The organism is Limnohabitans sp. Rim8 (genome assembly GCF_945869175.1).
Classification (GTDB): Bacteria; Pseudomonadota; Gammaproteobacteria; order Burkholderiales; family Burkholderiaceae_C; genus Limnohabitans_A.
On the sequence record NZ_CAMBNZ010000005.1, the window covers coordinates 15315 to 29887 of the forward strand.

Sequence of the window (14573 nt, forward strand, 5' to 3'; positions counted from 1 at the left end):
TGTTTTAATTTATCCAGACCTCAGCAAAAAGGCAAAACGCTATGTCACTCGTCATGGGTTGGGAAGAATGGGCCGGTCACGATGCCGTGGGCCTGGCCGAACGTGTGCAGCGTGGCGAACTGACACCCACCGAACTGGCTCGCCAAACAGTGGCCGGCATCGCCTTGGTCAACCCGACGCTCAGCGCCGTGGTCGAGGTGTTTGACGACCTGGTGAGCGAGCCGACCCGAGATGGCATGAACCCCCATGGGCCCTTTGCGGGCGTGCCCTACCTGATGAAAGACCTGGGGCCCACGCTCAAAGGCCGTTTACAGGAAATGGGCTCGCTCTTGATGCGCGGCAACCGCGCCACTGCCGACAGCTACCTGGCCGGGCGCATCAAGCAAGCCGGCCTGAACGTGATGGGCCGCACCACCACGCCCGAGTTTGGGGTGTGCAGCTCGGCAGAGAACCCCGCCGTGTATGTGACGCGCAACCCCTGGGACTTGCAGTACACCACCTGCGGCTCGTCGGCAGGCACAGCGGCGGCCGTGGCGGCGGGTGTCTTGCCCTTGTCGCACGCCACCGACGGCGGTGGATCAATCCGCATCCCGGCAGGCTTCAACGGCAACATTGGCCTCAAGGCCTCGCGCGGCGTGTTTTCGATCGCGCCTGCAGCCTCAGACCTCACGGGCTTGGTGTCGACTCAGGGCTGCCACAGCCGCACCGTGCGGGACACCGCCGCCTTTGTGGACCATTGCCGGGGCGGCGCGCCTGGTGAATTCATGCCCTATTGGTCAACGCCCGAGACCTACAGCACGCTCATCAAGCGCGACCCGGCTCGGCTACGCATCGCCTTGTCGCACGAATGGGGACATTACCGCGCGGTGCCGCACTTTGTAGCCGAGTTGGAAAAAGCCGGACGTTTTCTGGAGAGCCTGGGCCACCACGTCGAATGGGCCCTGCCCGATGTGGACTTGGAAGCCGCCTTTGCTGCCCAAACCACCTGCTACATCAGCAACTTTGCGCAAACCATCACCAATCTGCTCAAGCCTTTGGGGCTGGAGAGGCCCCCTGCCGATCTGGTGGAGCCGATCAACATCAAAATCTGGGAAGAAGGTCTGAAAACCAGCTACGCCGAACGCGCCCGAATGCAGGCTGTGTTCAACACCACCTCACGCAGTTTTGGCGAGTTCTTTGAGCATTGGGACATCATCCTCACGCCCATCACCGCATTGCCCACGCCCCTGCTGGGCACCACCGAATACCTGACGACCAGCGACAACCCTTCGGTGCACGACTGGTTTGAAAACCTCTGGCAAAACTTCGCCTACACCCCCCTGTCCAACCTGTGCGGCATCCCCGGCATCTCACTGCCGATGGCCACACAAGAGAACGGCTTGCCTTTGGGCATCCAAGCACAGGCCCGCCAGGCCAACGATGGGCTTTTGCTGCAACTGGCCGCACAGATCGAGCGGGCGCTGGGAGGAAAGTGGAACGATGGGCGCAGGCCAGGGGTCCATGTGGCGCAAGTCACGTCACAGTGACTTCTGGTTTATTGAGTAAGGTATCTTGGTTGGTGTCAAATCCAGCACTGACCCGACTTCCACCTGCCAAACAACTGAGACTTGGCTACTCATAAGAGATCACATCAGGAGCCGTGAGTCCACTTGTCCCTGTCAAGCCAACCATGCCAATGACTCCAGTCAATCCCACTGTTCCGGCCACTCCTGCTGTACCGTTTTGGCCATTGCACATGTATTGCGTGGCCGTGATCTCTGTATCTTGCAGAACCAGATCATCACTGAAATCAGTGCCGGAGTTGATCGTTACGCCCCCGATCGAGCAATCGCTCAAGGGTGCTCCGTTGAGGATGGAGATTTTGGTGGCATGCGCTGGCGCTTCACCGGACTCGCCCCCTCCACAGGCGGTGAGGATGACCATCAAAAAAAACATGGCCGCCCGTTGGAAACTGCTTGTTGACATGTGGCGCATGGAAGATGAAATCAAATTGAAAAAGATTTCAATGACCCATCTTGAACGTCCAAACGGTGTGTTTCTGTAATTCTTCTAACCGAATAGGTCTAACGAGCGCTGTGATCCGATACCTGCCCAAACTGCCCGGTCAGGGCACCAGGCCTGATCTGTGGGTCGCCATTGGCAGCCAAACACAAGTTTGTTGGTCAGGACCCTTCGACCCTTCGGGAGGCAAAAGCGAGCTGAATTACTCCACGGTCACGCTCTTGGCCAAATTCCTCGGCTTGTCCACATCCGTCCCCCGCGCACACGCCGTGTGGTAGCTCAGCAACTGCAACGGCACCACATGCAAGATGGGTGAGAGCACGCCATAGTGCTCGGGCATGCGGATGACGTTGACGCCTTCGCTGCTCTCGATCTTCGTGCCGCCGTCGGCCAGCACATAGAGCACGCCGCCACGCGCGCGGACTTCCTGCATGTTGCTCTTGAGCTTTTCCAGCAGTTGGTCATTGGGAGCCACGGTGACCACGGGCATGGCGCTGGTCACCAGGGCCAGCGGGCCGTGTTTCAACTCACCTGCCGCATAGGCTTCGGCGTGGATGTAAGTGATTTCTTTGAGTTTGAGCGCGCCTTCCAGCGCAATCGGGTAGTGCGTGCCCCGTCCCAGGAAGAGCGCGTTTTCTTTGCTGGCGAATTCTTGTGACCAGGCGATGATTTGAGGCTCCAGCGCCAGCACGGCTTGCAGCGCGGCGGGCAGGCGGCGCATGGCTTTGATGTGGGCGGCTTCTTCGGCATCACTGAGGCGACCCTTGGTCTGCGCCAGCGCCAGCGTCAGCAAAAACAAGCCGGCCAGTTGTGTGGTGAAGGCCTTGGTCGAGGCCACACCGATCTCGGTCCCTGCGCGGGTCACGTAGGCGTGTTTGCATTCGCGCACCATGGCGCTGGTGGACACATTGCAGATCGTCAGCGTGTGCAGTTGCCCCAAGCTTTGTGCGTGGCGCAAAGCCGCCAGGGTGTCGGCGGTCTCGCCGCTTTGGGTGATGGTGACGATCAGGGTGCTCGGGTTGGGCACCGATTCACGGTAGCGGTATTCGCTGGCGATCTCCACCTGACAGGGCACTTTGGCGATCGCTTCAATCCAGTACTTGGCCACACAGCCGCTGTAGTAACTGGTGCCGCACGCCAAGATCAGCACATTGTCGATGGCCTTGAACGTTGAATAAGCGCCGTCGCCAAACAGCTCGGGCGTGATGCCCTCCACGCCTTCGAGCGTATCGGCAATGGCGCGGGGTTGCTCGAAAATTTCCTTTTGCATGTAGTGGCGGTAAGGGCCGAGTTCGGCCGCACCACTGTGGGCGTGCACGGTTTTCACAGTGCGGGTCACGGCCTTGTGTTCGCGGTCCACCACCCAGTATTTGCCCAGCTGGATGTCGACCACGTCGCCCTCTTCCAGGTAGACGATCTGGTCGGTCACACCCGCCAAAGCCATGGCGTCGCTGGCCAAAAAGGTTTCGCCCTGGCCCACACCCAAAATGAGCGGCGAGCCTGCGCGTGCACCGATCACGCGCTGGGGCTCATCTTTGTGGAACACGGCAATCGCATAGGCACCATGGAGCTGACGAATGGCGGTCTTGACGGCTTCAAACAAATCACCGTCGTACAAACTGTCCACCAGGTGGGCGATGACCTCGGTGTCGGTCTGGCTCAAAAACAGATAGCCCTTGGCTTGCAGGGCGGCACGCAGTTCTTCGTGGTTTTCGATGATGCCGTTGTGCACCAAAGCCACCTTGCCCGGCTTGGTGTCTGCTGCGCCCGTGCCGTGACTGAAGTGCGGGTGGGCGTTGTGCACGGCAGGTGCGCCGTGCGTGGCCCAGCGGGTATGGGCGATGCCGGTGCCGCCTTCGATGTGGTCGGCCGTGACTTGGTCTATGAGTTCGGCCACGCGTGAAGTGCTGCGGGCACGCTGCAGGCCTCCCGTGCCGCCGTTCAGACTGGCCGAGTGCACAGCCACCCCGCAGGAGTCATAACCCCGGTATTCGAGCCGCTGCAGGCCCTGCACCAAGATGGGAACGATGTTGCGGGAAGAAACGGCGCCGACGATGCCACACCTGGGGATGCTCCTGAAAGGGTGGATGAGCGATGGTAGGCAGACTTCACTAAAATATCCGATCAATTTTTGGAACTTAATGGATTTTTATTTCACTATAATTCATTAATGGAATTTAATTTCAATAAAATTTAATTTATGGAATCCAATGAACTCGATGCGATCGACCTGCAACTGCTCGACAGCTTGCAGCACGACGCCAGCCTGAGCAATGTGGCGCTGGCCGACAAGGTCAATGTCTCACCCCCCACCTGCCTGCGCCGTGTCAAGCGCTTGATCGAAGGTGGGTGGGTTGAGCGGCAGGTGGCTGTGCTCAGCACCGACCTGCTCGCCGCCACCTTGGGCTACGGCCTCACGGCATTGGTCGAGGTGTCACTGGACAAGCAAGGCAGTGAACACTTGGACGCCTTTGAAGCCCGCGCCGTGGCGAACGAAGCGGTGCAACAGTGCTGGCGCGTGTCGCCAGGCCCCGACTTCATGCTGGTGCTGCAGGCCCGTGACATGCCGCATTACCTGGCCTTGAGCCAAACGCTGTTCACACAGGATGCCAATGTGCGCAATGTGAAGGCATTCTTTGCAACCAAACGGGCAAAGTTCACCACCACTTGGCCTATTTGATGACGCACTTTTCTCGAAAGTGCCAATAACTTTCATCAATTTGTCGCAATTGAATGATTTCATGGCGTTTTGGAATGCAACGTACAGGTAATTAAACCGATCATCACCATGAATAAAATTCATTTCGCAAAATCTTTTCTCAGTGTGAGCTTGTTGGCCGTTGTTTTGACTGGCTGTGGAGGCGAATCTGAAGTCACTACCCCACCCATCAGCTTGACATTGCTGCACATCAACGACCACCATTCGCGCCTTGATGAGGAAAGCACAACACTTCAACTGCCTAATGCTGCAGGGGCAACCAAGTCGGTGACCTTGCCAATGGGTGGGTTTGCGCGCGTCGCAGCAGCCATGAGCGAAGAATCAGCAAAAAGCACCAACGTCATCAAACTGCATGCTGGCGATGCCCTGACTGGAGACTTGTACTTTACCCAAAGTGAAGGCGAGGCGGATGCGATTGCCATGAATACCGTTTGTTTCGACGCCATGTCTTTTGGCAACCACGAGTTTGATACTGGCGATACAGGCTTGTCCAAGTTCATCGGTTTTTTGAACAAGGACCCCAAAAAGTGCCAAACACCCTTGCTGTCGTCCAACGTCAGCACCAGCACAACATCCCCTATCGCAGGAAAATTTCTGCCCTACACCACTGTGACCCGTGATGGTCAAAAAATTGGCATTGTGGGTGTGACGATTTCACAGAAAACCAAAAATGCGTCACGCCCCGACGTCACCACCATGTTCAGCGATGAGGTCATCAGCACCCAAAGTGCCATTGACACACTCACCAGCCAAGGCGTCAACAAAATCATTGTCATGAGCCATGTGGGCTATGAGTTCGACGTCACGAAATTAGCGACAAAGCTCAGAGGAGTCGATGTGGTGGTGGGTGGTGACTCCCACACACTGCTGGGTCCAGACAGCATGAAAAGTTTTGGTTTATCACCCGAGGGCTCCTACCCCACCAAGTTGACCAATGCGGGTGGTCAGCCTGTTTGTGTGGTTCAAGCTTGGCAATACAGCTACGTGGTCGGGAAACTCAAGGTGGAATTCGACAGCAAGGGCAATGTGAGCGCTTGTCAAGGTGCGCCCATGGTGCTGGTAGGCGACACATTCAAAGAGGGCTCAACCGTCTCCAATGCGAGCGATGCCGCTGCGTATAAAAAAGCTTTGACTGATTCAGGCGTCTTCAGGTTGACAACGCCTTTGACCGAAACGGTGACGGCTTTGAAGCCATTCAGCGATGCCAAAGTCGCTTTGGGTTCGGTTTTGGTGGGTAAATCATCCGAAAACCTGTGCTTGCGTCGTGTCCCTGGCATTGGTGCCAAAAGCGATGTCACACGCTCTAGCTTGGGCGACATCTGCAACAAAGATGCCGGTGTCGTTGCCCGTGGTGGCGACATACAACAACTCGTAGCGCAAGCCTTTTTGTTGCAAGGCCAAACTTTTGGTGGCGCTGACATCGCATTGCAAAACGCTGGAGGTGTTCGCATTGACATTGCATCAGGCGACATCACCGTTGGCAAGGTCTACACACTTTTACCCTTCAAAAACGTTTTGGTTCGCATCCCTATGACGGGTCAGCAGGTGAAAGACACTGTTGAAGACGGCATTGACTCGATGTTGGGTAACAACGGGGGCACGGGCTCCGGTGCATATCCCTACACTGCAGGTTTGCGTTTTGACGTGGATATCACCAAAGTCAAAGGCTCACGTGCAAGCAATCTTGAAATCCAGAGCAATGGTCAGTGGGTCAGCTTTGATTTGAGCAAAACCTACAAAGTCATCACCAACGACTTTACAGCGGGTGGCGGCGACAACTATTTGACTCTCAAAGGTATTGACAAGAGCCTCAAGGAAAACACCTTCTTGGATTATGCGGACTCCTTTCTGCAGTACGTCAAGAAGAACCCGGCCTTGTCAAAGCCAGCGACCAGCACTTTCAGCACAAAAAGCTATCGTGAGTAATTGATCGCGACCGATCCAGCGCCAAGCCTTTGCAGGCTTGGCGTTCTTTTTTGACCACGATCTTTAGCCAAAATGTTTTTTTGAAGTTTTGTCAGGCCGCTTCCAGTTGGCAATGCTGACCTGTTTGCCCCGCCCCACGCTCAATGCGCCGGGATCGGTGCTCTTGGTGATCGTCGAGCCACCGCCTACAGTGCCGCCCGCCCCAATCGTCACCGGTGCCACCAGCACGCAGTTGCTGCCAATGTGCACATCGGCCTCGATCACGGTGCGGTGTTTGTTGGCACCGTCGTAATTGGCGGTGATGCTGCCCGCGCCGTAGTTCACACGCTCGCCCACGGTGGCATCGCCCAAATAGGCCAGGTGGTTGGCTTTGGCCCCAGCGGCCATCGTTGAATTTTTGACCTCGACAAAGTTGCCGATGTGCACCTCAGGGCCGAGCTGCGCACCGGGGCGCAGGCGAGCAAATGGGCCAACCAGCGCACGCTCACCCACCGACACACCTGATTTCTCGCCGTCGATGTGCGTGAAGGGGTGAATGACCGCACCCGCCGCGATGGTGCAATTGGCGATGACACAGTGCGCGCCGACCTTCACGCCCTCGCCCAAGGACACCTGGCCTTCAAAAATGCAATTCACGTCGATCTCGACATCTTGCGCACAATCGAGTTGTCCGCGCAGGTCAAAGCGGGACGGGTCTTTCAGGCGCACACCCTGTTCCATCAGGCGGTTCGCCTGGCGCAGTTGGTGGGCGCGCTCCAGCTCGGCCAGTTGCAAGGGGCTGTTGATGCCCGCCACCTGCAGCGGGTCCTTGATCTTGTGCGCCACCACAGGCACGCCGTCTGCCACGGCCAACTTGACCACATCGGTCAGGTAATACTCGCCCTGAGCGTTCTGGTTGTCGATGCGACTGAGCCAGCTTTTGAGAAGCTCGGTGGGCACGGCCATGATGCCGCTGTACACCTCCTGAATTTGACGTTGGGCGTCGGTGGCGTCTTTGTGCTCCACGATGGCTTGCACCGCATCGCCCTGCCGCACGATGCGACCATAACCCGTCGGGTCAACGAAGTCGATGGTGAGCAGCGCCAATTTGTCACCGCCACACATGGCGATCAGTGCTTGCAGGGTATCGGCCTCGGTCAAAGGCACATCGCCCGATAAAACAATCACCACCCCATCGTTGGCCAGCACGGGGACCGCCTGCTGCACGGCATGGCCTGTGCCCAACTGGGGCTCTTGGCGGACGCATTGCACCGCCAACGCCTGACCCGGTGCCAACACCCAAGGCTCCACCTGGTCAGCGCCATGGCCGGTGATGACCACGGCCGAGCGGGCATTCAGCTGGGCTGCTGTGTTCAGCACATGCTGTACCAGTGGCACGCCTGCCAGACGCTGCAACACTTTGGGCAAGCGGCTTTTCATGCGGGTGCCTTTGCCGGCGGCCATCACGACGACATCAACGGGAAACGGGATGCTCAAGCTCATGGGTCTCTTTCTGAGGCTGTCCTCAGTTCGGTTTCAGCCAACAAGTCTGGATTATCACCAGACTGTGCCAAGCTGAGCGGCAACGATGGGCTGGATCCTCTGCAGGATTTTGTAAAAGGTACACAATGAGTAAAAAAGTGGCTTGGCTCAGCCCCAAACCAAATCCACGACCGGGAACGGGCAAACCCTACTTTGCGAACCATTGCATGCGATCACCCCCCTCGAACCTGACTTGGAATACCAGCGCCCAATGTTCAGTCTCGTCCTTTCAGAGTTTGAACGGAACGGGCACACCGATTCAGTGGCCTGTCCTTTTGGCGGGCAACACATGACACGCCTTTGGCTCTCGCTCATTGGGTTTCTGCTGCTGCAAGGCTGCAGCGCCATCAAACTGGGCTACCAGCAACTGCCTACCTTGTCTTATTGGTGGCTCGACAGCACGGTGTCGTTCAGTGGCTCGCAAACGGCGGGGGCCAAACAGGCCATAGACAACCTCTACCAATGGCACCGCAGCGAAGAGTTAACAGCTTATGCCGAACTGCTTCAGCGCGCCCAGGTTTTGTCTGCCGGCCCTGTGCAGACAGAACAAGTGTGTCGTGTGTGGTCCGACGTGCAAACCCGACTGGACACTCTGATGCGCGAGGCTGTGGTGCAGGCGGCCCCAGTCGCCATGGCCTTGGGCCCTCGGCAGCTGAGCCATTTGGCTCGGCGCTGGGAAAGCCAAAACGAAGAATGGGAAAAAGAATGGTTGCTGGGCAGCGTCAGTGAGCGTCTTGAACGTCGTTTGGACAAAACACTGGAGCGCTACCGCTCCTTTTATGGTGAATTGACGCCAACTCAGGTCAGCTTGGTCAAGACGCAATTGGCCCAATCCCCTTGGACGGCGGAGTGGGGCCGACAAGACCGCCAACGCCGACAACAAGACTTGCTCTCCACCTTACAGGGCATCAGCCAATACAAGCTTTCGCAGGTCGAGGTGGAAGCCCAGCTTTGGGGGGTGTGGCAACGCTGGATGAAGCCGCCAGAGGCCGCTCAGCGTGCTGTGGTGCAAAACTTGTCGCAACGTGCCTGCGAGAACTTGGCTCAACTGCACAACGCCGCGACACCTGAGCAGCGCCAGCAGGCCACGCGCAGGCTGCGTGCCTATGAAAAAGATGTCAAAGACCTGGTCAAACCCAAACAGTGATCCGCTCGAACACCTTGAATACTCCTGTCAATCCAAAAGTTTCAAGCCGTCTGAATTGATTGAATAAATCGTTTTTCAGTGTTTTTTGCATTTCGACCCTTGCCCTTGTTGCACCGCAGCAAAATTCACGTAGAATTGTGAACAAGCGTGCTTTTTTGCACGCACCTGTTGTCTCCTCCACCCTCTGAAAAGGTGGATTTGCCCCAAGCCGCAAGGCTTGGGGCATTTTTTTGGCCGCTATGATCAAGGCCACTCTCTTTTGGAGGCGGGGCTTGCCTTCGCCTGCGCTGGCCATGACCACCAAACACCTCAAACCCGCCGACTACCTGATCAAAATTCTGAACGCCAAGGTCTATGACGTCGCCACCGAGTCGGCTTTGGAGTTCGCCCCCAACCTCTCTCGCCGCTTGGGAAACCAGGTGCTGTTGAAGCGTGAAGACCAGCAACCCGTGCACAGTTTCAAGCTGCGCGGGGCTTACAACAAAATGGCGCACTTGACGCCCGCCCAGCTGAAAAAAGGCGTGATCTGCGCCTCGGCTGGCAACCACGCCCAGGGCGTGGCGCTCAGCGCAAGCCGCCTGGGCACCAAGGCGGTGATCGTGATGCCCACCACCACACCGCAGGTCAAGGTCGACGCGGTCAAAGGCTTTGGGGGCCATGTGGTGCTGTTCGGCGACAGCTATTCCGATGCCCACAACCATGCATTGAGTCTGCAAAAAAAACAGGGCCTGACCTTTGTACACCCCTTTGACGACCCGGATGTCATCGCGGGCCAGGGCACCATTGCCATGGAAATGCTGAGCCAGCACCAAGGTCCGCTCGATGCGGTGTTTGTGGCCATTGGCGGTGGTGGTCTGATCAGTGGCGTGGCCAACTACATCAAGGCGGTGCGCCCCAAGGTGAAGGTGATCGGCGTACAAATGAACGACTCGAATGCCATGATGCAATCGGTTGCCGCCAACAAACGCTTGACCTTGACGGACGTGGGCTTGTTCTCTGACGGCACGGCCGTGAAGCTGGTGGGCGAAGAAACTTTCCGGGTGGCCCGCAACTTGGTGGACGCTTACATGACGGTGGACACCGACGCGGTGTGCGCGGCCATCAAAGATGTGTTTGTCGACACCCGCTCGATCGTGGAGCCCGCGGGGGCCCTGGCCGTGGCCGCCATCAAGCAGTATGTGGCCACACACAAAACCAAAGGCGAGACCTACGCCGCTATTTTGTGCGGCGCTAACATGAACTTTGACCGCCTGCGCTTTGTGGCCGAGCGGGCCGATGTGGGCGAAGAAAAAGAAGGGCTCTTTGCCGTGACCATTCCCGAAGAGCGGGGCAGTTTCAAGCGCTTTTTGGAGTTGATCGGTAGCCTGCCAGGCGGGCCGCGCAACGTGACCGAGTTCAATTACCGCATGAGCGACTCCGATCAAGCCCATGTGTTTTTGGGCCTGGGCACGCACGGCAAGGGCGAGAGCACCCAGATCACCGCCAACTTCAACAAGCAACAATTCAAGGCGCTGGACCTGACGCACGATGAACTGGCCAAAGAGCACATCCGCCATATGGTGGGCGGGCACTCGGATTTGTCACAAGACGAACGGTTGCTGCGCTTTGAGTTCCCGGAGCGTCCCGGGGCACTGCTGAAATTTTTGAGCCTGATGCGCCCGGGCTGGAACATCAGCCTGTTTCATTACCGCAACCAAGGCGCCGACTACGGCCGCATTTTGGTGGGCATTCAGGTACCCAAACGAGACCACAAGGCCTTTGACAAATTTTTGCAGGCTTTAGGTTATCCCTACGCAGAGGAAACAGACAACCCGGTTTATCGTTTGTTTTTAAGGGCTTGAAGCCGGCTTGGGGACTAGCCACCCGTTGCGGCTGCTGGCAACTCCAGGGTCCACAGGACTGGGCCGTTTGCAGCGGAGCCCAGCTCGGCCTGCCGGGCCTTCAGACGCTGCAACACCACGCCGTCGGTCAAGGTCTGACCCACCTTGAAGGCTTTAGGTGGCTGACCACCCACTGAGATCAGCGCACTGCCTGCGCCCGAGCCCCCAGCGATCACCCCCAGCAGCTGAAACTGCAAATCGGCAGCCACCGGTGAACTGGGGTTGACTGCCCGGTGCCCCAATGACCGGGCCACATCGCTCGACAACCGATCACCAGACGGCCCAGCAGGTGTCAGCGCCAATGCCGCGGGCACCCCGCTGGACGGCACAGGGAACTTCAGGGTCCAAATCACTGCCCCCGCTGCGGCCAAAGCCCACACCAGCAAAGTGAGCCCTTTGACCACCCAGCGCGATGGTTTGGATGATGATGGAAAGTGCAACATGTGCAGATTATGATGTATGGCATGCACACAACCGACTACGCCCCCTCCCGCCGCCAACGCGGTTTTACCCTGATCGAGCTGATGGTGGTGCTGGCCATCATCGGCGTGTTGGCCGCCATGATCGTGCCCAATGTGCTGGGACGCGCGGACGATGCGCGCATCACGGCCGCACGCACCGACGTGGGCAACCTCATGCAAGCGCTCAAGCTCTACAAACTGGACAACCAGCGCTTTCCAAGCGGCGAGCAAGGCCTGAACGCCCTCATCCTCAAGCCAACCACCGAGCCTGTCCCTGGCAACTGGAAACCGTATTTGGACAAACTGCCCAATGACCCTTGGGGCCGCGCTTACCAATACATGAACCCGGGCATCAAGGGCGAGGTGGATGTGCTGTCCTTTGGCGCTGACGGACAAGCCGGCGGCGAGGGCAACAATGCGGACGTTGGCAGCTGGCAGTAAACAACTGCTGGCCTCCGGGTTCACCTTGCTGGAGATGCTGGTGGTGGTGGCCTTGATCGCTGTGGCCACAGCGGGGGTGAGTTGGTCAATGCGTGACAGTGCCGACAGCGCACTGGCACGCGATGCCCAGCGGCTGGCCAGCCTGCTGGAAGCGGCCAGAGCCCAAGCCAGGGCCAGTGGTGTCGCCGCCCAATGGCAACCCACGGCGTCTGGGTTTGAGTTCATCGGCCTGCCAAGCCGCAACTTGCCTTCGCAATGGCTGAACGACAGCACCCGAGCATTTGTCAATGCCCCCCTCCTCTTGGGGCCAGAGCCCATGATCGGCCCACAAACGGTGGCTTTGAGCCATGTGCCACCCAATGCACAAAGCCCCCCGAAGCGCTTGTGGGTGGTGACCGATGGCTTGCGCCCCTTCAGCGTACAAAACCTCGCTGCCTCCCTAGAGGTGCAACCTTGATCCGGCTCAGCGCCATGATTGCGCCTCGCGGCTTCACCTTGATCGAGGTCCTGGTGGCATTGAGCATCACGGCTGTGGCATTGCTCGCGGGCTTGAAGGCCACCGGGTCTCTGAGCCGCAATGCCGACAGGCAAAGCACCAGCCTCTTGGGGCAAATTTGCGCTGAAAACGAACTGATCCGTTTGCGCCTCTTGCGGCAATTGCCCGATACCGGCAACAAGCTGGTGACCTGTGTCCAAGCCGGCCAAACCCTGCAGGTGGACCTGTCGGTGCGCCCAACGCCCAATCCGAATTTCAGGCGTGTCGATGCACGGGTACTGAGCCAAGGCGACTACGTGCTGCAACTGTCCACCGTGATGGGGCGCAACTGATGCGAACTTCGCCAAATCGCGGCTTCACTTTGATCGAGGTGCTGGTGGTCATCGGCGTGATGGCCTTGATGGCCCTCATGGCCTGGCGCGGCATAGACGGCATGCTGCGCACCCAAACCGGCCTGCAACAACGCAGTGACCAGATTCGCACCTTGCAAGCGGGTTTGGCCCAATGGCAAGCCGACCTGGACCAATTGACCGAATTGTCCGGCACCCCCAGTTGGGATTGGAACGGGCAGGTGCTGCGCCTGACTCGGCGCACCGCCATCGGCAACGATGTGCAAGTGGTGGCCTGGACCTGGCGCAGCAACCCATCCAGCGTCGATGGCGGGCAATGGCAGCGTTGGCAATCGCAACCCCTGCACAAAGTCAACGACTGGCAAACGGCCTGGCAAATGGCGGCCCAATGGGGGCAAACGCCCGACGACAGCACCCGGGCCGGGCAAACCCCAATCCACCCTTTGCAGGGCTGGCAAATTTTTGTCCACCGCGGCGGCAGCTGGGCCAACCCTTTGTCCAGTGAGGTCGTGGCGGTCAACGGTGCAAACCAACCCGGCAAACCCGCGACAGGGCTTATTCCAGATGGGATGCGCCTGGTTTTGAACTTGCCGGCTTCCTCGCCTTTGGCCTCGGGTGCAGGTGGCCCTCTCACACTGGACTGGGTGAGGCCCACGTTTTCGGGCCCCAAGTCATGAGGCGCTCGGAACAAGGCGCAGCGCTGCTGACGGCCATGCTGACGGTCACTTTGGTGGCCACCATGGCCTCGGCCGCCCTGTGGCAGCAATGGCGGCAAGTCGAGATCGAAACCGCCGAACGAGGCCGCAGCCAAACCGCCTGGATGATGACAGGGGCACTGGATTGGACCCGCTTGATCCTGCGCGAGGATGCGGTGTCTGCTCAGGGCGCCGGGGTCGACCATTTGGGAGAACCCTGGGCCTTGCCCGTACAAGAGTCCAAACTCTCGACCTTTTTGTCGCAAGACCAGCAATGGCGTGAAGGCGATGCCGAGGTTTTTTTGTCTGGCCAAATCAGCGATGCCCAATCGCGCCTGAATGTGATGAACCTGCTGGACAACGGGCAAATTTCAGTGCCAGCCCTGCAGCGCTTTGGGCGTTTGTTTGAGCGGCTGAACCTGCCTGTGCAAGAGTTGCAAACCCTGGCACGCGAGCTGCAGGCCGCCTTTGCCGCCACGAAGTCACCAGGCGGGTCGTCAACATCGGCCCCGCTGATGCCACAGCAAACCGCTCAACTGGTCTGGCTGGGTCTGAGCCCTGGCACTTTGGCGGCGCTGGAGAACTTCATCACCGTATTGCCTGAGGCCACCGCCGTGAATTTGAACACCGCACCCGCCGAGGTGTTGATGGCCAGCCTGCCGGGACTGGAACTGTCCGCCGCACGGCAATTGGTGGCCTTGCGTGAGCGCGGACATTGGCCATCCGTGGAAGCCGCCCGCAAAGCCATGGGGGCTGTGGGTCAAAATTTACAGGCCGGACAACACGAGGTGCAAAGCCGTTATTTTGAAGTGATCGGCCGCATGCGCATCGACGACGTGGTGCAAGTCGAGCAACTGCTGGTCAAACGCGAAGGCAACCAGGTCAACATGGTGTGGCGCGTGCGCAGGCCAGTACTTGTCACGCGCGCCCCCTAAA

At 58.6% G+C, this 14573-nt stretch carries 15 protein-coding genes; 11 read left to right on the forward strand and 4 right to left on the reverse strand.

Annotated elements, in window-relative coordinates:
- Nucleotides 1-41 precede the first annotated feature (41 nt).
- Both Q0O19_RS01495 and Q0O19_RS01500 read left to right on the forward strand, forming a co-directional pair.
- The gene (locus tag Q0O19_RS01495; RefSeq protein ID WP_295519405.1) at nucleotides 42-1526 is read left to right on the forward strand and encodes an amidase; all 1485 of its coding nucleotides are present in this window, start codon (nucleotides 42-44) and stop codon (nucleotides 1524-1526) included.
- Between the two features lie 266 nt (nucleotides 1527-1792).
- Entirely contained in the window at nucleotides 1793-2044 is a 252-nt protein-coding gene (locus Q0O19_RS01500; RefSeq protein WP_295519407.1) for a hypothetical protein, read from the forward strand.
- Nucleotides 2045-2203: 159 nt separating this feature from the next.
- Here Q0O19_RS01500 and glmS read toward each other — a convergent pair whose 3' ends face one another.
- Nucleotides 2204-4072 (reverse strand): glutamine--fructose-6-phosphate transaminase (isomerizing), encoded by a 1869-nt coding sequence (gene glmS, locus Q0O19_RS01505; RefSeq protein WP_295519538.1) that lies wholly within the window; start codon nucleotides 4070-4072, stop codon nucleotides 2204-2206.
- 129 nt (nucleotides 4073-4201) lie between these two features.
- On the opposite strand from glmS, the gene Q0O19_RS01510 reads away from it, so the two are divergent.
- Both Q0O19_RS01510 and Q0O19_RS01515 read left to right on the forward strand, forming a co-directional pair.
- Nucleotides 4202-4681: an Lrp/AsnC family transcriptional regulator gene (locus tag Q0O19_RS01510; protein WP_295519410.1), complete on the forward strand. Its 480-nt coding sequence runs from the start codon at nucleotides 4202-4204 to the stop codon at nucleotides 4679-4681.
- Nucleotides 4682-4789: 108 nt separating this feature from the next.
- Nucleotides 4790-6646, forward strand: a complete 1857-nt coding sequence (locus Q0O19_RS01515) for a 5'-nucleotidase C-terminal domain-containing protein (protein ID WP_295519412.1) — start codon at nucleotides 4790-4792, stop codon at nucleotides 6644-6646.
- A 63-nt stretch (nucleotides 6647-6709) separates the two neighbouring features.
- On the opposite strand, the gene glmU is transcribed toward Q0O19_RS01515, so the two are convergent.
- The gene (gene glmU / locus Q0O19_RS01520; RefSeq protein ID WP_295519415.1) at nucleotides 6710-8128 is read right to left on the reverse strand and encodes a bifunctional UDP-N-acetylglucosamine diphosphorylase/glucosamine-1-phosphate N-acetyltransferase GlmU; all 1419 of its coding nucleotides are present in this window, start codon (nucleotides 8126-8128) and stop codon (nucleotides 6710-6712) included.
- 328 nt (nucleotides 8129-8456) lie between these two features.
- Here glmU and Q0O19_RS01525 point away from each other — a divergent pair, with 328 nt between their 5' ends.
- On the forward strand, nucleotides 8457-9314 hold the full coding sequence (locus Q0O19_RS01525) for a DUF6279 family lipoprotein (protein ID WP_295519418.1): 858 nt from the start codon (nucleotides 8457-8459) through the stop codon (nucleotides 9312-9314).
- On the opposite strand, the gene Q0O19_RS01530 is transcribed toward Q0O19_RS01525, so the two are convergent.
- Nucleotides 9298-9609: a hypothetical protein gene (locus Q0O19_RS01530; RefSeq protein ID WP_295519421.1), complete on the reverse strand. Its 312-nt coding sequence runs from the start codon at nucleotides 9607-9609 to the stop codon at nucleotides 9298-9300. The genes Q0O19_RS01525 and Q0O19_RS01530 overlap by 17 nt on opposite strands.
- Here Q0O19_RS01530 and ilvA point away from each other — a divergent pair.
- Complete coding sequence (gene ilvA, locus Q0O19_RS01535; RefSeq protein ID WP_295519424.1) at nucleotides 9608-11155, forward strand: threonine ammonia-lyase, biosynthetic; 1548 nt, start codon at nucleotides 9608-9610, stop codon at nucleotides 11153-11155. The two genes, Q0O19_RS01530 and ilvA, sit on opposite strands and share 2 nt — an antisense overlap.
- Nucleotides 11156-11169: 14 nt before the next feature.
- Here the strand turns inward: ilvA and Q0O19_RS01540 are convergent, their stop codons facing one another.
- Nucleotides 11170-11637 (reverse strand): general secretion pathway protein C, encoded by a 468-nt coding sequence (locus Q0O19_RS01540; RefSeq protein WP_295519426.1) that lies wholly within the window; start codon nucleotides 11635-11637, stop codon nucleotides 11170-11172.
- Between the two features lie 21 nt (nucleotides 11638-11658).
- Between Q0O19_RS01540 and gspG the strand changes: the two genes are divergently transcribed.
- The 5 genes from gspG to gspK are packed head-to-tail and all read left to right on the forward strand — an operon-like array spanning nucleotide 11659 to nucleotide 14572.
- A complete protein-coding gene (gene gspG, locus Q0O19_RS01545; protein ID WP_295519429.1) occupies nucleotides 11659-12096 on the forward strand; it encodes a type II secretion system major pseudopilin GspG in 438 nt (145 codons plus the stop codon).
- A complete protein-coding gene (locus tag Q0O19_RS01550) occupies nucleotides 12071-12553 on the forward strand; it encodes a prepilin-type N-terminal cleavage/methylation domain-containing protein (protein WP_295519432.1) in 483 nt (160 codons plus the stop codon). The genes gspG and Q0O19_RS01550 overlap by 26 nt, the downstream gene beginning before the upstream one ends.
- Before the next feature lie 14 nt (nucleotides 12554-12567).
- On the forward strand, nucleotides 12568-12924 hold the full coding sequence (gene gspI, locus Q0O19_RS01555) for a type II secretion system minor pseudopilin GspI (RefSeq protein ID WP_295519540.1): 357 nt from the start codon (nucleotides 12568-12570) through the stop codon (nucleotides 12922-12924).
- Nucleotides 12924-13619 carry a type II secretion system protein J gene (locus Q0O19_RS01560; RefSeq protein WP_295519435.1) on the forward strand — a complete coding sequence of 232 codons (696 nt, stop codon included), beginning with the start codon at nucleotides 12924-12926 and terminating at the stop codon, nucleotides 13617-13619. The genes gspI and Q0O19_RS01560 overlap by 1 nt, the downstream gene beginning before the upstream one ends.
- Nucleotides 13616-14572 (forward strand): type II secretion system minor pseudopilin GspK, encoded by a 957-nt coding sequence (gspK, locus tag Q0O19_RS01565; RefSeq protein ID WP_295519438.1) that lies wholly within the window; start codon nucleotides 13616-13618, stop codon nucleotides 14570-14572. Before Q0O19_RS01560 ends, gspK begins: the two co-directional genes overlap by 4 nt.
- Nucleotide 14573 lies beyond the last annotated feature (1 nt).